The organism is Nonomuraea rubra (assembly GCF_014207985.1).
Classification (GTDB): Bacteria; Actinomycetota; Actinomycetes; order Streptosporangiales; family Streptosporangiaceae; genus Nonomuraea; species Nonomuraea rubra.
Genome location: NZ_JACHMI010000001.1, coordinates 5,942,734 through 5,962,894, shown reverse-complemented (window position 1 = coordinate 5,962,894; position 20,161 = coordinate 5,942,734). Strand labels below are relative to the sequence as shown.

Below are 20,161 nucleotides of genomic sequence, written 5' to 3'. Positions count from 1 at the left end.
GTGCGGCCTCCTCATCCCGGCTCCCCGTCGTGCGGGACGGCCCAGCGGGTGACCGCGTACAGGGCGGTGAGCTGCTCCTTGTCGGCGGCCCGCCAGAACAGCTCGTCCATCAGCAGCCGGAAGGAGAGGCTGCCCTCCTCGGTGGTGTCCGGGATGGAGCCGAGACGGCGCAGTCCCTCGTGCGCGCCCAGGGGCTCGTGCCGGCCCCCGTTGGGCTGCGCGTCCAGGATCGTGGTGCGGAACGCGGCCTCGACCAGCGCGAGCGAGACCTTCACCTGGGACTGGATCACGGCGGGGTCGAGCGAGCCGTCCCACATCCGGAACTCGACGTGGTCCGCCGGCCCGCCCGTCACGCCGAACGTGTTCACCGCCGTCTTGCGCCCGTGCAGGCCCCGCACGTCCGCGATCGAACGGTATCCGTCGGCGAGCGGCTCGCCGGGGCGGCACCAGTTCTGCCCGCGGTGGCCCTCCCTCTCCGGGTTGTGCCCGAGCCGGTAGAGCGTGTCGGTGTGCTGGGCCACGTAGGTCAGCACGCTGGTGTAGTTGGCCACGAGGTGGTCGTAGTCGTGCGTGCTCACGTGGATGTGCCCGCCCGTCCTGACGCTGGCGACGCCGCCGTGCGCGCGGATGATCTCGCAGGCCAGGCGGAGGTTCTCCCACGTCTCCGGCTCGTCGTACAGGATGGGCGAGACCAGCTCGCCCATCACCGTGCTGTCGCTCTCCATCCTCCACAGCCCGCGCCCGCCGTGCGCGCCCGAACGGTAGCCGCCGTCCTTGGAGGTGTGGTACGCGTGCACGGTGGCGTCGGCGGTCAGGCCGGCCTCGTGCAGGGCTCGGGGGATGCCCATCGCCCTGTCGGTCATGGCGCCGTCCGGCAGGTCGAACTCGATCTCCAGGCCGAACCCGCGTCCGCCTTCCCGGGCGCCCAGGGAGGCGGTCGCGTTCTCGTACAGGTACGGGATCACCGCCTCGCCCCTGAGCCCGCGTTCCACCGCCTGGTCGTAGGCCGTCCTGAAGGTGTCGAAGTCGCGCGTGTACGACACCTCGGAGACGTCCGGCCAGCGCCGCCACGCCTGGACGCGGGCTTCCAGCGAGGCGACCATGCGCTGCTCCAGCACGGTGCGGGGGCCGGCGCCGGTGATCGACTGCAGGGAGCGGCGCAGGCGGGAGAGGCTGTGGCGGTACTCGTGCCGCGCCCGCGCGTGGTCACGGCTCGCGGCCTCCCGGGCGTCGCGCACTGCCGCGGGGGGCAGGTCATGCAGGCCCGGAGCGCTCGCCTTCGCGGGCGCCGTGGGCTGGTCCGGCGCTCCGCCTTCAGGGCGAGGAGGCCTCAGCGCGTCGAGCACCTGGCGCCGGTCGACCGGGCCGAACAGGTCGAAGCCGCGTTGCGCGGCCTCGGCCGCACGCTGGGCCAGCCGCTCCGCGGACGGGCCCAGGCCCGCCTCGTCGGCCAGGCGGCGCAGCGGGTCGAACACCCACATCCGGGACGAAGGCCCCGGAGCGGTGATCTCGGTGAGCCGTGCCAGGGCGCGTACCTCGTCGTCGGTCGCCCGCGCGACGCCGTACTCGTCCGCGAGCCGCAACCCGTCCCACAGGTACGGGTCCCGCCCCCGATGGGCGACGAGCAGCTCGGTGAGCTCGCGGGCACTGGCGGCCCGCGCCGGGTCGTCCCCGTGCGCCCGCGCGTCCCCGGCCAGGCGGATGAGCCGGTCGAGCGAGCCCGCCTGGCCGACCTCGTGAGCCAGGCGCTCCAGCGGCAGGTGGACCCGCCGCCCCATGCCCGTCTCCGGGTGCGTGACGACGTCGTTCAGGGCCGACAGCACCCGGGCCGCGGGGTCGCTCACCTCGCCCAGCGCGTACTTCCCGGCCACCAGCAGGCCGTTCCACAACTCCGGGTCCACCTGCCGGAACCCCAGCATGGCCTCGTGGAAGGCCCTGTCCCCTGACGTTCCCGGTGGCAGGTGACCGTTGGCGTGCGCCGCCTGCACGAGCGGCACCACCTGCCGGACGGTGTGCACCCCGGCGGCGTCGAGCAGCGGCCGCATGAACGTGCTGACCGTGCTCCGAGTGACCAGGGGCCCCATCATCTCCACCAGGAGCCCGGCCACGCGCGTCTCCGCGACGGTCGAGGAAGGCAGCAGGGACCGGTGCTGGACGCCGAGCCAGCGATGGCGGTCCGCGGCCATGGCCCTGCCGAGGATTTCGGCCAGCTCGGCGCGGTCGCGTGCGGCCTCGGGCGCCAGGCCCTGCCTCTGGGCGTCCTGGTGGAGCTCGATCAGGGCGTCGACGTCCAGGCGCGCGCCGAAGAGCTGCATCGCCAGGTCGCCGATGGCCCTTCTCGGGTTCTCGGCGCGCAGGCTCGTGCACATGGAGGCCAGGGCCCGCGCCGCCGCGTCGCTCTGCCGCTCGACGGGCAGCTCGCGCATCAGCCGGTTGCCCCGCTCAAGGAGTTCTCCGTGCGATGGGCCGCCGTCTCTCGCAGGGTCGTTGCCGTTGAGCAGCCGTTCGATGCGGTTGGGCGCACCGTCCTCGTGGCGGCCTCCGTCGCCGGGCGTCCAGCGGTAGAAGGTCGCCGCGGCCTCGGCGAAGTTGCGCGGCCGCGGGTCGGCTATCGGGGAGTACCCGTCGGCGAGCGCGGTGTCCGGAGGGCCGGGCACCGCGGGCATGCGCACGTTCCGGACCTCACCCGCCCCCGCGACGGCGGTCTCCGTCATGGGCGGGGCGGTGCCCGGCTCCTCCAGGACGTGTTCGAGCCGGGCGCGCACCTCGGGCCACGCCGCGGCGAAGTCCGGATGCAGATCAAGGCTCGCCACCTCGCGCAGCGGCACCCACGCGAGGTCGATGGACTCCGGAGACGCCGGCCACACGTCCACCCGGGAGGGCACCTCACCGATGACGGTGTCGAACGCCCACCCGCCGTGATCGTCGTGGTGGACCGCCCGCACCTCCACCTCGCTCAGGTCCAGCCTCATCTCCTCGCCCGCCTCGCGGAACGCCGTCTGAACGGGCGGCTCGCCGGCCTGCCGGGCACCGGCGACCGGCGCCCACAACCCTCCGTGGTGCGTCTCCACGGAACGCAGCTGCATGAGGACGTGAACCTCACCATCGGGACCACGGTGGAACGGCAGCAGGCCCGCCTCGGCGACGTGCGGCGGCCGCAGCACGGTGACCTCGCCGGGCCCCGCGAGCAGGACGAACTCGTGCAGGGGAAGCTGCCCCATCCCCGTCCACGGGGTGGCCAGCACGCGGGAGGCAGGGAAGACGCCCGCCATGACCGCCCCGTCCCCCAGGCCGGTGTACCGCTTGGCGACGCCCGGGATGGCGCTCCAGGACTGCAGCGGCAGCGCCGGCGGAGCCGCCACCACGTCCCCGGTCGCGGCGGCGGCCAGGGCCGGCATCGTGTGTCCCCACTCGAACGCCACGCCACGGTAGAGCGTCAGCTCCTCGATGCCGTGGCGGCTCAGCTCGTGCTGGGTCTGCGCGTACTGCTGCCGCAGAAAGTCGCGCAGCACCTCGCCGTCGCGGGCGTAGTCCCTGGCGGCGGTCCTGGCGCGGCTGGGATCGGCGTACGCCTGCAAATCCAGGACGCCCGTCAGCCCGAACTCGTCGAGCGCGGCCATGTTCATGGCCAGCCGTGGCGGCAGCAGCTCGCCCGCGCCGAAGCCCCACATCCTGATCAGTTGCTCGACGGCCAGCCGCCGCGCGATGACCGCCGCCTCGGGCGAGTCGAACGGCAACTGGTGGAGGATCCGGCGGGGGCCCACGATGTCGCCGGCCCGTACGAACGACGGCAGGTCGCTCCGCTCGACCGCCTGCCAGGATCGGAGGGTCCTGCCCAGGGCCTGGTACTCGCTGTGGACCAGGAGGTGGCCGGGGTCGCCGATCGCCCGCAGCAGGCCGTCCTTGCGGGCCGCGCCGAGGAGGTCCTTCGTCGAGGAGCCCATCGTGTCCATCAGCCGTTGCACGGCCGCCCGGTCGGAGGCCGCCCAGGCGGGGAGGCTGATCGGGTCGTACGCGCCGTCCTGGCTGAGCAGGCTCGCCACCCGGTCCTGGGGGCCGGGCGAGGCCGGGCCGGCGGGCAGCGCTCTAGAGTGGAGGGCCGGCGTGCTCATCTCCTCCGGCCCGTCCGGCCGTTCGGAAGCGGGCGGGTGGGCCGGTTCGGCGGGCGCCTTGGCCGCTGCTTCCGCAGGTGGGTGGGCCGTTTCGGTGGGCGGGTCGGCCGGTTGGTGTGCCTCGGCGGGGCGGTCCCCATGCGCCGGGCGGGCGGCGGCCGGAGCTGTGCCGGTGACCGCGGGCAGCTCCGGCCGGTCCGTGGAGGGCCGGGAAGCCGTGGACGTCTGCTCGCCCGCCAGAGGGGTGGTGCCGTGATCCCGCTGCGGAAGTGGCGCCGACCGGGAACCCTCCGCATCCGCAGCGTCCCTCCCGGTGTCCCGCTCGACCGTGCCCCGCTCGGCCGAGTCCTTCCCGGCCGTGTCCTGCTCGGCCGGGTGCTGCTCGGCCGGGTGCTGCTCGGTCGGCTCCGTGACGTGAGGGGCCGCGTTGACGGCCGGAAGGGTGGCCGGGAGCGCCGAGCCGCGGGGAAGGTCGCCCGGGGTCTCGGCGTCGCTCCGCACCGCCGGCATCCCGCCCATCGGGCTCCGCTCGGCGGGCGCGGCGTGGTGTGGCGGCGTCCGCTCAGCAGGAAGTCCGCCGCCGGACGCCACAGAACGCTCACCGTGAACACCGCTGCCTCCGGACGCAGCCCGCTCGGCCGCCACAGCGCCGCCCAGCCCCGGGCGCTCATCCGGCGCAGCGCCGCCCGGCCCTGGGCGTTCCGCCGGCGCAGCGCCGACGGGCGTGGCCCGTTCGGGCGGGAGCAGCGTGTCGCGGCGCTGGACGACCTCGCCCACGATCGTGTCGCCGCGGTGCGGCGCGTGCGTGGCACCGCTCGGTTCGGGGTGCGGCGGCGGCCGGTCGGCCACGGTGCCGGGGTCACTGCGGCTCTCGGGCGGACCATGCTGCACGAGGGTCGTGGCGTCGGTCCGGGACCCTGGCGGGCCGCCGGCGTCGCCGGCCGGGTTGGGACCGAGTTCGGCGGTGGCGAGCATCGGGAGGTAGCTCACCCGTGCCGCCGCCGGCACGTCGAGCCCGCCGGCGACCCCCGAGATGAACGTGTACCCGAGATGTTCGGCATCGAGCTGCCCGCTGAGCGCGAGCCCCGGGACCGCCCCGGCCGTGCCCGTCACCCCGCCCAGCAGCGCCTGCCCGTACATGCTCTGCCCCAGCGCCACCAGCCTGTCACGCACGGCCAGCTCGGCCCTGGACGCCACGTACACCATCCGCCGGCTCAGCAGCCGCGACAGGCCCGCGTTCGCGCCGGCGAACAGCGCGCCGGTCAGCGCGCCGCCGCCCAGCGACAGGGCGAGCGACTCGAGGTCGAAGTCGCCGCCCTCGCGCTCGCCCCAGAGCTGCTGGGCGACCTGCACGCCGAGGTCCAGGCCGCCCATGATGCCGCCGAACCGCACCATGTTCAGCAGGATGAGCCGCTTCAGCGTCTGGATGTTCACCTTGGTCAGCAGCGTGTTGTGCTGGATCAGGCGGAGCACGGCGGGACCGTTCACGTAGATCCACACCAGCAGCCTGACGATCATCGCGCCGAGCAGCGCCAGCGACGCGTAGATCATCCATTCGGTGTGCTGCATCCGCACGCCGTGCTCGCGCAGGGACCGCGCCTCGTCCCGCAGCGCCTGTTCCAGCAGGTCGAGCAGCGCCTCGGGCGAGCCCTCCGTATCCTCCCGCCCGCTGAGGGCGGTGAAGACCTGCTCGAACGACTCCTTGGCGGCCCCTTCCCAGAGCCCGTCGCGCAGCAGCCGCATGACGGCGCCGGCGTCGTCCGCCTTGATCTCGGCCAGGGTGTCGGCGAGCTCCTCCAGGGTTCGCGCCTCGGCGATGATCCCGCCGGCGTCGGCCTCGGGCAACGCGCCGCCCGTCAGCGGCAGTGCCATCGGCTTGACGATGTCGGGCACCAGGCTGAGATCGAGCCCCATCTACGGGGTTCCCGGTCGCGGGAGGAAGGACTCGAAGCCCGTCTCCTCCCCGAACAGGTCGTCGAAGGGGAGGTCCGGCACGAAGGGCTCCATCAGCTCCTTCATCTCGCCGGAGACCTGCCGGGTCGCGTGCCCGATCTGTTCCACGATCGAGCCGGACAGCTCCGACGGCGACAGTTTCCGGTAGACCCGCGGGTCGAGCTCGATCGCCCGCACCTCGCCACGGGGGCCGACGGTGACGGTCACCATGCCGTCCCGGGAGACGGCCGTCGCCGACAGCTCCCGCATCCGTTCCTGCATCTGTTTGAGCTGCTCGGTCTGCTGGTTGACTTCCTGGACGAGCTGCTCCAGCAGCTTCCACTGCTCGTTCGACGCCATCGCCGTCCCCACATCAGCAACATCAGCCTCAATGGCCTCCCATGCCCCATCTTCTCCTATTTCATGACGCGGATTGACCTTGGACTCCCGGTGGTTCGCTACGCTGCCGACTCGTGGAGTTCGACGGATCGGCTTACAGCAAGGCCCAGCTGCGCAGGCTGGCGCGCGGCACGAGCGACATGGCCGCCCTGGTGTCCGGTGCCGACGTCCGGTACGCGACCTCGGTGAGCGCCACCCGCGCGGCCCTGGGCGGCGACGACTACGGCCGCGCCTACTGGCAGGCGCGAGGCCGGCGCCTCGACGGCATCGGCGCCGGGCTCGGCCTGCTGGCGTCCGCGCTCGGCCGGGAGGAGACCCGGCTGCTGCGCGCCCTGACGACGTATCGCGCGGGCGACGACGCCTCGGCGCCTGGAGCGTGACGCCGCCGCCCGCCTGTCAGTTCTTGATGCCGGTGAGCGTGACCCCTTCGATGAAGTAACGCTGCAGGAAGAAGAACAGGGCGATGATCGGGGCGATGACGGCGGCGGACGCGGCCATCAGGTAGCCCCACTGGGTGAGGTAGATGCTCTGGAAGGAGGCCAGGCCGAGGGAGAGCGTGTACTTCTCCTCGTCGTTGAGGTAGAGCAGCGGGCCGAGAAAGTCGTTCCAGGTGCCGATGAACGTGAAGATCGTGACCACCACGATCGCGGGCTTCGACAGCGGCATGACGACCGTCCAGAACACCCGCCACGGGGACGCGCCGTCGATGTAGGCGGCCTCGTCCAGCTCGAACGGGATCGTCAGGAAGAACTGCCGCAGCAGGAACACGTTGAACACGCCGCCGCCCGCCCCGGCGAACCAGCTCGGCACGGTGAGCGGGATGAACGTGTCCAGCGCGCCCAGCTCCTGCCACATGACGAACGTCGGGATGAGCGTCACCGCGTACGGCAGCATGACGGCGCTGAGCAGGACGGCGAAGGTGAGGTTCCGGCCGCGCCAGCGCAGGCGGGAGAAGCTGAAGGCGGCGACGGAGCAGGTGAGCACGGTGCCCAGCACGCTGATCACCGCGATGATCACGGTGTTGACGAAGTACAGCCAGAACGGCTGGGCGGTGAGCGCCTCGGTGAAGTTCGACCACTGGAACGGCGAGGGGATCCACTCCGGCGGCGCGACGAACATCTGCGCGTCCTGCATCAGCGCGCTGCGCACCAGCCACACGAACGGCAGCAGCGTCGGCACCGCCCCGGCGAGCAGCGCCAGGTAGACCAGGGCCTTGCCGTACCTGCGGGGCTTGCGCAGGCCGGCGGTGGGCGCCACTCGGGCCGCGCGCGGCGGCGCCTGCACGGCGGTCATCGCGCACCTGCCATCTCGTAGTAGACCCAGCGCCTGGCGTTCCTGAAGAGCAGGAACGTGATCACCACGATGATCATGAACAGCACCCAGGCGAGCGCGCTGGCGTAGCCCATCTCGCTCTCCCTGAACGCCATCCGGAACAGGTAGTAGACGTAGAAGAGGGTGGCGTTGTTGGGCCCGCCCTCGGTCATCACGTACGCCTGGTTGAACACCTGGAACGTGCCGACCACGCCCACCACCAGGTTGTAGAAGATGGTCGGCGTCATCATGGGCAGGGTCACGTGCCAGAAGCGCCGCCACGCGCCGCCGCCGTCGATGGAGACCGCCTCGTACAGGTGCCGGGGCACGCCCTGCAACCCCGCCAGGAAGATCACCATGGTGTTGCCGAAGCCCCAGGTGCTCATCACGATCAGCGACGGGATGGCCATCGACTCGTCGTAGATCCACTGCCCGGCCGGCAGCCCGGCCTGGCGCAGGAGCGAGTTCAGCAGCCCGAAGTCCGGGTTGAAGATCCAGATCCAGAGCACCACGTTCGCGATGGCCGGCACGAGCGTCGGCAGGTAGAAGATGGTGCGCCAGACCGGCAGGCCGCGGACCTTCTGGTTGAGCAGCATGGCGACGGCGAACGACACGATCAGCACCAGCGGGACCGCGCCGAGCGTGTAGTACGTGGTGGCGCTGAGCGAGGTCCAGAACAGCTCGTCGCGGGCCAGCTCGGTGTAGTTGCCGAGCCCGACGAACTCAGGGGTGCCGCCCACCTGCCAGTCCGTCAGGCTGAACACGAACGAGGCCACCATCGGCCCCGCCGTGAAGATCACGAATCCGAGGATGGCCGGGAGCGCCATGAGCACGCCCCAGCGCCGCTCCAGGCGGCGCTGGCCGGAAAGGCCCGGCTTGTTCATGGGCACGTCACGGCTCCTGCGTGTGCTGCCACCCCTGCAGCATGCCGGTGATCTTGGGGGTGACCGCCTTGAGGATCTCGGCGGCGGGCCGCTTGCCCGACTCCAGCTCCTGCAGGGCGGGGGTCAGCACGTCGCTGGAGATCGCGGACAGGTTCTTGACCCGGTTGCGCAGGTCGGGCACGCCGTGGTCGCGGCCGTAGTCGACGACCGCCGTGCGGAACTCGGGCGGGTGGGCGTCGTTCTTGGTCCAGGAGTCGATGGCCGCCTGGTCCTCGTAGTACTTCCGCTCCTGCGGCATCCACAGTCCCTGCTTGTACAGGTCCACGTAGCGCGGGTCGATGTGGAAGGCGAACAGCTCCACCGCCTCCTCCACGTGCTTGGTCCCGGCGAACACCGAGGACGCGCCCGCGACCTGGGAGGTGGTGAACGGCTCGCCGTACTTGGGCAGCACGCCGATGCCGTAGTCGACCTTGCTCTCGTTCATGTCGAGCAGCGCCCAGTGGCCGTCCACCACCATCGCCACCCGCTTGGTCTTGAGCAGGATGTTGGTGCCCGGCACGTCGTCGCCGGTCGCGGCGAGCTGGCCGGGGCCGGGGGCGACGCGGTGCTTGTAGACGAGGTCCTGCAGGTTCTGGAACACCTGGACGGACTCGGGGGTGTCCAGCAGGCACTTCCTGCCCGCCTCGTCGGCGAAGTCGGCGCCGTTGCTGCGCAGGAAGCCGTACCAGGCGGCGGCGTAGGTGAGGCTGATCGAGATGCCGAACTGGCGGACCTGCCCGGGGTCGAAGCCGGATTCGTCGGGGTGCTTGCCGTTCTGGTCCACGGTGAGCTTGTACGCGTTCTCCACGAGCTGGTCCCAGGACCAGGCGGAGGCGGCCACGGCGGGTGGCGGGGCGAGGCCGGCGGCGGCGATGGCGGACTTGCTGTACCACAGCAGCTCGATCTCGTTGGCGGTGGAGACGCCGTGCAGCTTGTCCTGGCCGTACCAGAGGTAGGCGTCCGGGAGGTAGCCGGCGAGCTGCGGGTACTTCTGCAGGTACGGGTGGAGGTTGACCAGGTTGCCCTGCTCCGCCAGGCGGAACGACATGGACATCGGCACGTAGCCCACGTCGGGCGTGCGGCCGCCGGCCACCAGGCTGTTGAGCTTGACGTCGTACTCGTCGGGGGTGAAGACCGGTTTCACCTTGATGTCGGGGTTCTTCTGCTCGAAGGCCTTGAGCATCTTCTCGATGGCGGCCTTCTCGAACGTGGAGCCCCAGTACATGAACTGCAGCTCGGTGGAGCCGGCGGCGCCCGTCCCGCCGCCGCCGGAGCCGCAGGCCGCCCCGGCCGCGCCCAGCGCGGCCAGGCCGCCCATCCTGAACAGGTCTCTTCTTCTCATGGGGGGTGTTCCTTACTCGGGCGAGATTCAGGCGAGGGGCATCCAGACCCGCATGACGCCGCCGTCGCGGTTGTCCCACTGGTAGTAGGGGACGGCGGTGGCGGTCGCGCGGGCGGCGGGGGCCGCGTCCGCGCCGGTCGTGTACGGCAGCCCGCGTGGCGGCGCGGGCGGCAGGCGGAGGGCGCCGGCCTCGACGAGCACGGTCCTGCCGATGCCGGGCAGGTCCCGCTCGACGGTGCGCAGGGCGGCGCCGGGGGCGAGGGCGAGGTCGTCGAGCTCGGTGTCCTGGTCGATCTGCTCGAAGCAGTAGACGAGCGGGCCGCGCTCGATGGCCGCGCAGCCGCGCAGCGCGTCGATCCTGCGGTGCGGGCGGACGATCCTGGGCGTGAGGTCCAGGTCGAGGGTGAAGGTGTCGCCCGCCTGCCACTCCCGGCGGATCGCGGCGTAGCCGTCGGCGCCGGGGGTGAGGTCCCCGGCGGTGCTCCAGGCGGGCACGCGGAGCCTGAGCGTCCACGCGCCGCCCGGCGCGGACCGTACGGTGAAGCGCACGCGGCCGTGCCACGGGTAGTCCGTCTCGACGTCGAGGACGGCGCCGCCCGCGCGGATCACCCCCGGCACGTACTGGTGCACCGACACGCTCTCGTCGCCGGCGGTGGCGACGTAGTGGCCGAGCGAGGAGACCAGCCGCATGATGTTCGGCGGGCAGCACGCGCAGGCGAACCACTCCCGCCGCCTGCCCAGGTAGGCGTCCTCGAACAGGTCGGCGCGGCGCTGCAGCGGGTTGACGTAGAAGAAGCGGGTGCCGTCGGCGCTGGTGGAGGCGGCGAAGGCGTTGTAGAGGGTGCGCTCGATCAGGTCGGCGTAGCGGCCGTGCCCGGTGGCCAGCAGCAGCCGCCAGTTCCAGTGGATGCTCGCGATGGCCGCGCAGCTCTCGTTGTAGGCGCGGTCGGGGGGCAGCTCGTACCGCTCGCCGAACGCCTCGCCGTCGTGGCGGGAGCCGTGCCCGCCGGTGATGGAGGTCTTGGTGGCGACCAGGTCCTCCCAGCGGCGTACGGAGGAGGCGAGCAGGTCGGCGTCGCCGGTCTCGACGGCGACGTCCACGACGCCCGCCTCCAGGTAGAGCTGGCGCACGGCGTGGCCGACGGCGGTGTCGGCCTCGCGTACGGGCAGGTGGTCCTGGGCGTAGAGCGGGCCCATGCCGGTGCTCTTGATCAGGCCCTTGCCGCGGTTGTCGATCAGCTTGCGGGCCAGCTCCAGGTAGGGCCGTTCGCCGGTGAGCCGGTACAGCTCGACCAGGGCCGTCTCCACCTCGGCGTGCCCGTCGATGCCGTCGTCGCCGTCCACGAGGAAGCGCCGCACGAGCAGGTCGGCGAAGCGGCGGGCGACCCCGAGGAGTTCCTCGCCCAGCCCGGCGCGGGCCGCGGCCACGGCCGCCTGGAAGAGGTGGCCGGCGCAGTACATCTCGTGGCTGTACTCCAGCTCGGCGAAGATCCGGTCCGGCTTGACCACCTGGTAGTGCGAGTTGAGGTACCCGTCGGGGCGCTGCGCGCGGGCCAGCAGCGCGGCCGACCCGGCGACGAAGGAGCGGTAGGCGTCGTCCGGGTGCCTGCTGTGCTCCCAGGCGACCGCTTCCAGCTGTTTGTACAGGTCGGAGTCCTGGAACCGGTAGCCCTGGAAGGCCCCGCCGGCCTCACCGGCCGCCAGCCTCAGGTTGGGCGCCGCGCCGGACTTCTCCATCTGCTCGAGGCCGAGCGGGATGCTCGCCTCGCGGTTGATCTGCTGCCAGCGCCCGAGCGGGCCTCCATGGATCTCGACGTCGTCGATGCTCAGCGGCCGTTCGACGGCGGTGGAAGGAGCCAGCGGGCCACGGACGCGGCCCGTGAGGTCAGACATCGCGCTCCCTGTTGCCGGGAATAGGTTTTCCTCGCCCGCAATGTAAGGTGTGATACAGCACCAGTCAAGAGGGGTGCAGGTGCGCGAATGCCCGGAAAACGATTGCCCCTCCTTGCTCCCGCAAGCCGCCCTTGATCGCAACCTCCGACCGCCGAAAACCTTTTCTTCGTTATCGGAACGTTGCATTGCTGCAAGTGCGGCAGAGCGGCCTTGACAGACGGCTACGGCTGGGTTTTGCTTCCGAAAACCTTTTAGATCTTTCGCCGTCCCGCCACCCGGCGGGCGCCCCCGCACCCCTAGCGAAAGGTTTCCGCCATGAGACGACTGGCCGCCCTGGCCGTCCTCCTCACGTCCTTACTCGCCGTCCCGGCCGCTCCCGCGTACGCCGCCGGGCCCGCCCAGCTCATCGACCTGTTCGGCAGGACCGTCAACTCCTACGGCGTCAAGCTGGTCGACTGGCAGGGCTACCTGGCCAACCCGTACATCGAGCTCACCGTCAGGCCCCCGGCCGACATGCGCTTCCCCCTCACGATCGACCTGAAGGCCGAGGGCACGTCCCGGCTGATGATGGACCTGCCCAGCCAGCTCACCGCCACCGGCGCGACCAAGACCCTGACGTTCGCGAACGCCTCGGAGCAGAAGGTCTTCCGCCTGGCCATCCACTCCAAGCGCGGCCCCGGCGCCGACGAGCAGCACACGCTGCGGGTGTCGATCAGGGACGCGGGCGGCGCGACGTACCAGCACTCCCTGCCCATCCACGTGCAGCAGGACGAGAAGACCGCGCTGCAGCCGACCATCCCGATCGCCTTCGACTACCGCTACGACACCATCACCGGCTACTTCTCCGACACCGGCGTGCGCACGGCCGCCGAGGAGGCGGTCAAGGACTGGTTCCGCTTCTTCGACCTGCAGCCGTTCGACACCGTGGCGGCCGGCGCCGAGCCCAACCACCTGCCCGGCAACGACTGGCAGAACACGATCAACGTCACCAACAACGCCGCCTACAACGGCATGTACGTCTTCTTCCGCGGCATCCAGACCCCGTACTCGACCGGCTACCCCGCGAACAACGGGCGCTACAGCACCCGGGGCGGCCAGCAACTGCCCGGCCCGCTGCACCGGTCCACCGCGATGATCCTCGAGTACGACGAGGCGAACAAGCAGTTGTTCACGTCCCTGGCCGACGAGGACTGGTACAAGACGGAGATCCAGGGCTCGGTGCTCGACGTGCACGGCCTGGTCATGCACGAGTACGGCCACGCCGTCGCCTTCCACAGCGACTGGGCCGGCATGCGCTCCTACGTGGCAGGCGGCGGCAACGACCCCGACGTGGTCGCGTACCAGGGCCGCGCCGTCCCCCTCGACAGCAGCTACCACATCCCCGGCGACCAGCCCAACTGGGACCGCCTCAGCGGGCAGAGCGGCGGCTGGACCCACCTGTTCCCCACCCGCCGCTGGATGCTCACCAAGCTGGCCCTGCTGGTGGCCGAGAACGCCGGGTGGAAGCTCAACCGCAACCTCACCCCGTTCCTCGCGCCCGCCATCACCACCACCTCGCTCCCCCAGGCCACGCCCGGCACCGCCTACCAGCACACGCTGGCCGCCAGGGGCGGCGTGCCCTTCTACGACTGGCAGGTGACCGGCGGCTCGCTGCCCGCCGGGCTCAGCCTCGACCGTTTCACGGGCGCCATCACGGGCACCCCCACGGCGGCCGGCACCTCCACGTTCACGGTCCGGCTCAGGGACCACGACCGGCTGAGCACCCCGGTCACCAGGTCCTTCACCCTCACCGTCGGCGGCACCCCCACCACGAACCTGGCCGCGAGCGCCATCCCGTCCGCCTCCTACACCTCCCCGTGGGAGAGCGTCGCGGCGCTCAACGACGGCATCGACCCGCCCTCCTCCAACGACACGGTCAACCGCCGCTGGGGCACCTGGCCGCAGACGGGCACGCAGTGGGCGGAGCTGACCTGGCCGTCCGCGCAGACGCTGCGCTCCGCCGAGGTGTACTTCTTCGACGACAACGGCGGGGTGCGGGTGCCGGCGTCGTGGCGGCTGCAGTACTGGAACGGCAGCGCCTACGCCGACCTCCCCGGCACGTATCCGACGGCGCTGAACGCCTACAACCGGGTGACGTTCGGCGCGGTGAGCACGAGCAGGCTCAGGGTCGTCCTGCAGAGCGGGGCTGCGTCGGTCGGATTGCTGGAGGTCAAGGCGTACGCGTAGGGCCGCATACCCACTTATTTGTGGGTACTTGCCGCCGCGGTGGCGGCACGGCCAAGCTGGTCCTGGCGGTCTTCCGGAAGGCCGCCAGGACGCAGCCGGGCGAGAGGAAGTGCGGGGGGGTGAGGGGATGTCAGGAAGCGGCGGCCAGCCGTTCCAGGCGGCGGTGCCCCCACTCCGACAGGGGCGCCAGCGCCGCTGACAGGTCGCGGCCGAACGGGGTCAGCGAGTACTCCGTCTTCAGCGGCCGCACGTCGTACACCTTCCGGTGCACGATCCCGTCGCCCTCCATCTCCCGCAACATCTGAGTCAGCACCTTCTCGCTGAGCCCCGGCAGCCGCCGCAGCAGCTCGGCGGGGCGGTGCGGGCCTGATTCCAGCATCCACAGCAGGGCCGTCTTCCACTTGCCGTCGATCACGGCGATGGCGGCGGTCACCCCGCAGACGTTCGGATCCTGGGCGCGGCTGCGCGTCATTTCGTCAATCCCATCCTTATCGAGGAGTCAACAGGTATGCCCTCCTATGGTGAACAGTCTGCCGTGACCGTGCTCGGCCTGGGTCCGATGGGCCGGGCGCTGGCCGGGGCGTTCCTGGACGCGGGCCTGCGCGTCACGGTGTGGAACCGTACGCCCGGCAGGGACGCGGAGCTGATCGCGCGGGGCGCGGTGAGCGCCCCCTCCCCCGAGGAGGCGGTGGCCGCGAGCGGGCTGACCGTGCTCTGCGTGGTGAACTACGACGCCGGCGACGCCATCGTGCGGCGCGAGGCGGTGACCGCCGCGCTCAAGGGCCGCACGCTGGCGAACCTGACCGCCGACACCCCCGGCCGGGCCAGGGACGCCGCCGCCTGGGCGGCGGAGCACGGCATCGGCTACCTGGACGGCGCGATCATGACGCCGACCACCACCATCGGGACGCCCGCCGCGGTGTTCCTGCACAGCGGCCCCGAGGAGCTCTACCAGGAGCACCAGGCCGTGCTGGCTGCCCTCGGCGGCAGCCACACCCATCTGGGCGCCGACATCGGGCGGGCGGCCTCGTACGACCTGGCGCTGCTCGACATCTTCTGGACGGCGATGGCCGGCTACGCCCACGCCCTGGCGATGGCACGGGCCGAGGGCGTCACGGCGCGGGAGCTGGCGCCGTTCGCCCAGGGCATCGCCGCGATCCTGCCGCCGATCTTCGAGGAGAGCGCGCGGGAGGTGGACGAGGGCACCTACTCCGGTGAGGGCAACCCGATCACCTCGGCGGCCTCGTCCATGGCGCACATCGTGCACGCCTCCGAGGAGCACGGCATCGACGCGAGCGTGATGCGGGCGGCCGAGGGGCTGGCCCGCCGCGCCATCGGGCTGGGGCACGGCGGGGACGGGTTCCTGCGGATCACCGAGCTGCTCAGCCCCCGCTGAACGCGGAGGCGGGCAGAGGGATGGCCGGGAACGGGTTGTCAGGCAGGAGGATGACCCGGCGCGGCTCCTTGGCCCGGCCGGCGGCGTCGAGGTGCAGCAGGGCGGCGCCGATGCCGGCCGCGCCCACCATGTAGCCGGTGTCGGCCGTCACCTCGCCGGGCCGCAGCCGCCGGTAGGCCTGGTACCAGCGGTAGCCCCGGCCGTCGAGGTCGGTGGCGCGGCCGATGAGGTCGGCGGCGAGCGTGCGGGCGTACTGCAGGTGGGACCGCTCGCCGGTCACCGCCCACAGGCCGACGAACAGCTCGATCACGCCGGCCGTGCCGCAGCACTGGCAGGCGACGTTCCAGTACCCCTCGGTACGGCGCTGCGGCACGCCGCTGCGGACGATGCCGCGGGCCAGCCGCTCCACCCACTCCAGGTCGCCGGGGTCGCCCGCCACCCGGTACAGCTCGTAGAACATCCTGGCCACGCCCGCGGACCCGGAGCAGAACCCCAGGTAGTGCAGGCCGCGGGCGTGCGGCACGTGGTGCGGGACGACCGCGCAGGCGCCGGTCACGGCGCTGACCTCGCGGACGAAGGCGGCGCCGCTGCGGGCGGCGCTCAGGAACCGCTTGTCGCCGGTCACGCCGTACAGGCGGGCGAGCAGGAACGCGGTGCCGGCCGTGCCGGCCAGGAAGCCGGGGGTGACGGCGTCCACCGGCAGGTCGGCGCAGTCACCGAAGCGGTGGCCCGGCACGGGCAGGCGGGCGATGCGCCGCCCCGCCTCGACCGCTACCTCCTCGTACGCCGGCACGCCGAGGTGGGCGGCGGCGCGCAGCAGCCCGAGGATGATCCCGCCCTCGCCGCGCTGCGCCGGGTCGCGGGACCAGGTCACCTCCTCGCCGCCGGCCTGGCCGCGCCGGACGATCAGGTCGGCGATGGCCGCCGCCTCGGCCTCGAACTCCGCCTCGCCGAGTGTCCAGCCCGCCTCCATGAGGGCGAGCATCACGCCGGTCAGCCCGTGGTAGAGGGACAGGTCGTCGTGCTCCCGCCAGGTGGCGGCCAGCCGCCTGGCTCCTGCCCTGGCGTCCTCCAGGTACGCCTCGTGCCCGGTGGCGGCGGCCAGTTCGAGGAAGAACAGCACGATGCCGGCGGCGCCGGAGTACAGCGACCAGGGCTCGGCGGTGACCGCCGACGTGCCGCGCGTGTCGGGGTTGGCCTGCCATCGCCGTCCGTGCTCGTCGTCCAGCGCGGCCGACCGGATCCACCGGCCGGCCAGGATGGCGGCGGTCAGCGGGGAGTCGGCACGCTCGCTCGACGCGCGCATCTCGTCCAGGCTCATGCGGTCATTTTCCCATACGATTGGTAGGAATACTCGGAATCTTGGAAAATCACTCGCGTCGTTCCGCCGTTCCAGTATGGCGCTCCTCGCGCATCCGCGGCGACACCGGGGCTCACGGCCTCGGCGGCAGGTGGCTTCCTCGCCGGCTTTGTAGGCTGTCGCGGTGATCAACGTGGTGGAGTGGACCCGGCTGGAGCCGTGGAGGGTGGCCCGCGCCCGTACCGATCGGGACGAGACGGTGATCGTCAAGTGGTCCGGGCCGCACGCCGCCCGTACGCACAGCGAGGAGTGGCGGCTGCGGACGGAGGTGGCCGCGCTCAGGTTCCTGGCCGAGGATCTGGGGGTGCGGCTGGCGCCCCGGGTGCTGGCCGAGGACCTGGCCGGGGGGCGGGTGGTGCTGGAGGACCTCGCGCCGCGGATCGCGCTGGACGGGCTGTTGCGCCGCGATGGGGCTCCGGCGCACGCGGCGCGGCTGGCGGCGTTCGCCCGGGCCCGGGGTGAGCTGGGCGCGGTGACGGCGGGCCACGCGAGCCTGTACTACCGGCGGCGCGGCGCGCTCGGGCCCGTCGAGCCCGCCGCCGACCTGCTCGGGCACGTCGCGCGGCTGCGGAGGTCGGGGGTGCCCGAGGCCGGGGTGCTGGGGGTGCCCGTCGAGGGCGGGGTGGAGCGTGAGCTGGGGACGGCGCTGGGCGAGCTGGCCGAGCCCGGGGCGTTCCTGGTGCTCAGCAACGGTGATCCGGAGGCCAACAACGTGCTGGTGCACGAGGGCGGGGCGGCCGATGCGCGGCTGATCGACTTCGAGTTCGCCGGGTACAGGCACGCGCTGCATGACGCGGTGTGCCTGCATGTGCCGGGGCCCGCGTGGATGTGGGTGGCGGCGGCCCCGGACGGCCGTGGCGAGGCGCGCGGTGCCGTGGAGAACCTGGGGGAGGTCTACCGGCGGGCGCTGGCCGCCGGGGTGCCCGAGGCGGAGGACGAGCGGCGTTACGGGGTGGGGCTGGCGGCGGCGTGCGTGGCGTACGCGCTGGCCCGCCTGCACCGGCTGCCGGTGCTGGAGGCCCGCCCGGCCGGTGACGACAGCCGGGCCCAGCTCGTGGCGGCCCTGGAGGCCGCGGCGATGACGGCCGACGCGTACCGGGCGCTGCCCCGGCTGGCCGGATGGTGCCGCCGGCTGGGCGACGCGCTGCGCCGCCGCTGGCCGGACGCGGACATCGACGTCTCCACGCTGGCCCCGTACACGCCGCGCCGCCGCTGACCCCGGCCCCTCGCCCCGCGTTCTCGCTCCGGACCCCACCCGGAGCTCTTTGAGGTCGGCCGGCCCGCGCCCGCCACCTCGAACCAATCCAGATGAGAAGTCCCTAATGTCCATCTCACGTGGCAGCCACGACCGGCCGAGAGGCTTCTTCATGCCGGGCGGACGACCCGCCCCGGTCCCCTGACGAAAGGCATGAAGATGAAGGCGATCAAGCTGGTCGTTGCCGGCGCCCTCCTCGGCACCGCGTTCGGCGGCCTGGCCCTGGCCACCCCCGCCGCCGCAGACTCGCGTACCTGCAAGGGCACGATCCGGTCCGCGAGCCTCGACGACGTGCGCGTGCCCAAGGGCGCCACCTGCACCCTTCTTGGCACCCGGGTGGACGGCAACGTCAAGGTCGGCGGCGGGGGCACCCTGGTGGCGCGCGGCGTCCGGGTTGACGGCGACATCCAGGCGGAGGGCGCCCGCGCGGTCTCCGTCACCGCCGGCTCGAAGGTGAGCGGCAACATCCAGGTGAAGGACAGCGGCGCCGTCACCGTGACCTCGTCCCGCGTCGACGGTGACATCCAGCTGGAGGACAACCGGCGCTACGTGCGCGTCAACGGCAACCGGGTGGACGGCAACATCCAGCTCAAGGACAACCGCAAGGGCCTGCAGGTGCACCGCAACAGCGTGGACGGCAACCTCGAGTGCGAGGACAACCGGTCGAAGGTGACCGGCGGCAAGAACTCGGTGCGCGGCGACAAGGAAGGCCAGTGCCGCCGCTTCTGACGCCGGCCGCTTGAACGCCCGAGGGCGCCGCTCCAGGCGTGCGTCCTCGCGCGCCGGCGCTGCTCAGACGTCCCGAGCCGACCGGCCGGGGAGGCTCAGGCGTTCCGAGCCGAGCGGCGGGGAGGCTCAGGCGTTGCGAGTCGACCGGCGGGGAGGCTCAGGCGTTGCGAGTCGACCGGCGGGGAGGCTCAGGCGTTGCGAGTCGACCGGCGGGGAACCTCATGTGTCCTCGGTGTGCAGGCGGCGGAAGTCGGCCAGGCTCTGGCGGTAGAAGGCCAGGTCGCTCTCCAGCTTCGCCCTGGTGAAGCGGCCCGGCTCGGCGTCGCGCGCCGACCGGCCCATCTCCGTCCAGAACGCCTCCGGCGGCAGCTCCCCGGCCCTCTCCGGCAGGAACTTCAGCGCCTCGGCCACCGCGTCGGCGGCGAAGCTCCAGTCCGCGACCACGGTGTGGAAGCGCGCGGGGTCCGGCGACGGGTCCGCGGTGAAGAACAGGCCGCTCTCCAGGGCCCTGCTCGCGTACGTGGCGCCGATCCGTACCCACTGGCCGGCGTCGAGCAGCTCGGACACGCCCGCGCCGAACGTCGTGCCCGACTGCCTGGCCGCCTGCTCCGCCTCGTACGGGACCAGGACCTCCAGGCCGCCGGCCCGCACCAGCCAGCCGTCCGGCGCCTCGGTCACCGACGCCTGCGCCGACCCGCCGGAGGCGACCAGGTCGAGGTGGACGTACGCCTCGACGAGGGAACGCGCCCGGCCGCCCTCAGGCATGCCGCGCCGCCAGATCGCGGTAGGTGTCGCGGACGATGAGCAGCCGGTCGAGCTGGAACCGGCCGGGCTCGGCCGCCCGCACCTCACGGCCCCGCTGCGACCAGAACCCGTCGGCGGGCACCTCGTCCGCGCCCGGCGGGATGAACTTCACGACCTCCTCGACGGCCGCCGTCGCCACCGACAACGTGCGGTGCGCCTCGGCCTCGTCGTCCACCGGCACGTTGCCCGCCGTCAGGTCGGCCACCCACAGCCACTCCCCCGCGTCGAGCAGCTGCGACGGCTCCGCGCCGCCGAACGTCGGGTAGCCCGCGGGCATGACCGGCCGCTCCGGCACCCCGAACAGGTATTCGCGCGGCCTGCCGCAGGTCTCGCAGGTGCCGGCGTAGCGGTTGGCGAGGCCGCCGCCGGCGCTGACCAGGCCGCTGTCCCAGGTCGTGTCCACCGAGCCGCACTCGCAGGGGTGCAGGTCGAGGTAGAGATGCGCCTCATCCCTCGTCCGTGCTACCGCGAAGGTCATA

The 20,161-nt window shown here is 72.4% G+C and carries 15 protein-coding genes; 5 read left to right on the top strand and 10 right to left on the bottom strand.

Annotated features, from left to right (window positions below; genetic code table 11):
* Positions 1 to 11: 11 nt before the first annotated feature.
* Both HD593_RS26980 and HD593_RS26975 read right to left on the bottom strand, forming a co-directional pair.
* On the bottom strand, positions 12 to 6,026 hold the full coding sequence (locus HD593_RS26980; RefSeq protein ID WP_185104868.1) for an NUDIX domain-containing protein: 6,015 nt from the start codon (positions 6,024 to 6,026) through the stop codon (positions 12 to 14).
* On the bottom strand, positions 6,027 to 6,404 hold the full coding sequence (locus HD593_RS26975; RefSeq protein WP_185104867.1) for a YbaB/EbfC family nucleoid-associated protein: 378 nt from the start codon (positions 6,402 to 6,404) through the stop codon (positions 6,027 to 6,029).
* A gap of 113 nt (positions 6,405 to 6,517) precedes the next feature.
* Between HD593_RS26975 and HD593_RS26970 the strand changes: the two genes are divergently transcribed.
* Positions 6,518 to 6,823, top strand: coding sequence for a hypothetical protein (locus HD593_RS26970; protein WP_185104866.1), 306 nt, complete (start codon positions 6,518 to 6,520; stop codon positions 6,821 to 6,823).
* A gap of 16 nt (positions 6,824 to 6,839) precedes the next feature.
* Here the strand turns inward: HD593_RS26970 and HD593_RS26965 are convergent, their stop codons facing one another.
* Genes HD593_RS26965 through HD593_RS26950 form a run of 4 tightly spaced genes read right to left on the bottom strand, consistent with a single transcriptional unit; the run spans position 6,840 to position 11,912 of the window.
* The gene (locus HD593_RS26965; RefSeq protein ID WP_185104865.1) at positions 6,840 to 7,736 is read right to left on the bottom strand and encodes a carbohydrate ABC transporter permease; all 897 of its coding nucleotides are present in this window, start codon (positions 7,734 to 7,736) and stop codon (positions 6,840 to 6,842) included.
* Positions 7,733 to 8,638, bottom strand: coding sequence for a carbohydrate ABC transporter permease (locus HD593_RS26960; RefSeq protein ID WP_185112145.1), 906 nt, complete (start codon positions 8,636 to 8,638; stop codon positions 7,733 to 7,735). Before HD593_RS26960 ends, HD593_RS26965 begins: the two co-directional genes overlap by 4 nt.
* A 7-nt stretch (positions 8,639 to 8,645) precedes the next feature.
* Positions 8,646 to 10,019, bottom strand: a complete 1,374-nt coding sequence (locus HD593_RS26955; RefSeq protein WP_185104864.1) for an extracellular solute-binding protein — start codon at positions 10,017 to 10,019, stop codon at positions 8,646 to 8,648.
* 27 nt (positions 10,020 to 10,046) lie between these two features.
* Positions 10,047 to 11,912: a glycoside hydrolase family 127 protein gene (locus tag HD593_RS26950; protein WP_185104863.1), complete on the bottom strand. Its 1,866-nt coding sequence runs from the start codon at positions 11,910 to 11,912 to the stop codon at positions 10,047 to 10,049.
* Positions 11,913 to 12,227: 315 nt separating this feature from the next.
* Between HD593_RS26950 and HD593_RS61820 the strand changes: the two genes are divergently transcribed.
* Positions 12,228 to 14,138 (top strand): Ig domain-containing protein, encoded by a 1,911-nt coding sequence (locus tag HD593_RS61820; protein ID WP_185104862.1) that lies wholly within the window; start codon positions 12,228 to 12,230, stop codon positions 14,136 to 14,138.
* Positions 14,139 to 14,268: 130 nt separating this feature from the next.
* Here HD593_RS61820 and HD593_RS26940 read toward each other — a convergent pair whose 3' ends face one another.
* Complete coding sequence (locus HD593_RS26940; protein ID WP_185104861.1) at positions 14,269 to 14,610, bottom strand: winged helix-turn-helix transcriptional regulator; 342 nt, start codon at positions 14,608 to 14,610, stop codon at positions 14,269 to 14,271.
* 63 nt (positions 14,611 to 14,673) lie between these two features.
* Between HD593_RS26940 and HD593_RS26935 the strand changes: the two genes are divergently transcribed.
* Positions 14,674 to 15,534, top strand: coding sequence for an NAD(P)-dependent oxidoreductase (locus tag HD593_RS26935; RefSeq protein ID WP_312903728.1), 861 nt, complete (start codon positions 14,674 to 14,676; stop codon positions 15,532 to 15,534).
* Here the strand turns inward: HD593_RS26935 and HD593_RS26930 are convergent.
* Positions 15,521 to 16,855, bottom strand: a complete 1,335-nt coding sequence (locus tag HD593_RS26930) for a lanthionine synthetase LanC family protein (protein ID WP_185104859.1) — start codon at positions 16,853 to 16,855, stop codon at positions 15,521 to 15,523. The two genes, HD593_RS26935 and HD593_RS26930, sit on opposite strands and share 14 nt — an antisense overlap.
* A 163-nt stretch (positions 16,856 to 17,018) precedes the next feature.
* Here HD593_RS26930 and HD593_RS26925 point away from each other — a divergent pair, with 163 nt between their 5' ends.
* On the top strand, positions 17,019 to 18,110 hold the full coding sequence (locus HD593_RS26925; RefSeq protein ID WP_185104858.1) for a phosphotransferase: 1,092 nt from the start codon (positions 17,019 to 17,021) through the stop codon (positions 18,108 to 18,110).
* 192 nt (positions 18,111 to 18,302) lie between these two features.
* Positions 18,303 to 18,878 carry a bactofilin family protein gene (locus tag HD593_RS26920; protein WP_221524980.1) on the top strand — a complete coding sequence of 192 codons (576 nt, stop codon included), beginning with the start codon at positions 18,303 to 18,305 and terminating at the stop codon, positions 18,876 to 18,878.
* Between the two features lie 219 nt (positions 18,879 to 19,097).
* On the opposite strand, the gene HD593_RS26915 is transcribed toward HD593_RS26920, so the two are convergent.
* Both HD593_RS26915 and HD593_RS26910 read right to left on the bottom strand, forming a co-directional pair.
* Entirely contained in the window at positions 19,098 to 19,643 is a 546-nt protein-coding gene (locus tag HD593_RS26915; RefSeq protein WP_185104857.1) for a hypothetical protein, read from the bottom strand.
* The gene (locus HD593_RS26910; protein WP_185104856.1) at positions 19,636 to 20,160 is read right to left on the bottom strand and encodes a hypothetical protein; all 525 of its coding nucleotides are present in this window, start codon (positions 20,158 to 20,160) and stop codon (positions 19,636 to 19,638) included. Before HD593_RS26910 ends, HD593_RS26915 begins: the two co-directional genes overlap by 8 nt.
* Position 20,161: the final 1 nt, after the last annotated feature.

Coding starts and splice junctions, on each gene's coding strand:
- HD593_RS26980 (WP_185104868.1), bottom strand. CDS start 6,026: ATGGGGCTCGATCTCAGCCTGGTGCCCGACATCGTCAAGCCGATGGCA.
- HD593_RS26975 (WP_185104867.1), bottom strand. CDS start 6,404: ATGGCGTCGAACGAGCAGTGGAAGCTGCTGGAGCAGCTCGTCCAGGAA.
- HD593_RS26965 (WP_185104865.1), bottom strand. CDS start 7,736: ATGACCGCCGTGCAGGCGCCGCCGCGCGCGGCCCGAGTGGCGCCCACC.
- HD593_RS26960 (WP_185112145.1), bottom strand. CDS start 8,638: ATGAACAAGCCGGGCCTTTCCGGCCAGCGCCGCCTGGAGCGGCGCTGG.
- HD593_RS26955 (WP_185104864.1), bottom strand. CDS start 10,019: ATGAGAAGAAGAGACCTGTTCAGGATGGGCGGCCTGGCCGCGCTGGGC.
- HD593_RS26950 (WP_185104863.1), bottom strand. CDS start 11,912: ATGTCTGACCTCACGGGCCGCGTCCGTGGCCCGCTGGCTCCTTCCACC.
- HD593_RS61820 (WP_185104862.1), top strand. CDS start 12,228: ATGAGACGACTGGCCGCCCTGGCCGTCCTCCTCACGTCCTTACTCGCC.
- HD593_RS26940 (WP_185104861.1), bottom strand. CDS start 14,610: ATGACGCGCAGCCGCGCCCAGGATCCGAACGTCTGCGGGGTGACCGCC.
- HD593_RS26930 (WP_185104859.1), bottom strand. CDS start 16,855: ATGAGCCTGGACGAGATGCGCGCGTCGAGCGAGCGTGCCGACTCCCCG.
- HD593_RS26920 (WP_221524980.1), top strand. CDS start 18,303: ATGAAGATGAAGGCGATCAAGCTGGTCGTTGCCGGCGCCCTCCTCGGC.
- HD593_RS26915 (WP_185104857.1), bottom strand. CDS start 19,643: ATGCCTGAGGGCGGCCGGGCGCGTTCCCTCGTCGAGGCGTACGTCCAC.
- HD593_RS26910 (WP_185104856.1), bottom strand. CDS start 20,160: ATGACCTTCGCGGTAGCACGGACGAGGGATGAGGCGCATCTCTACCTC.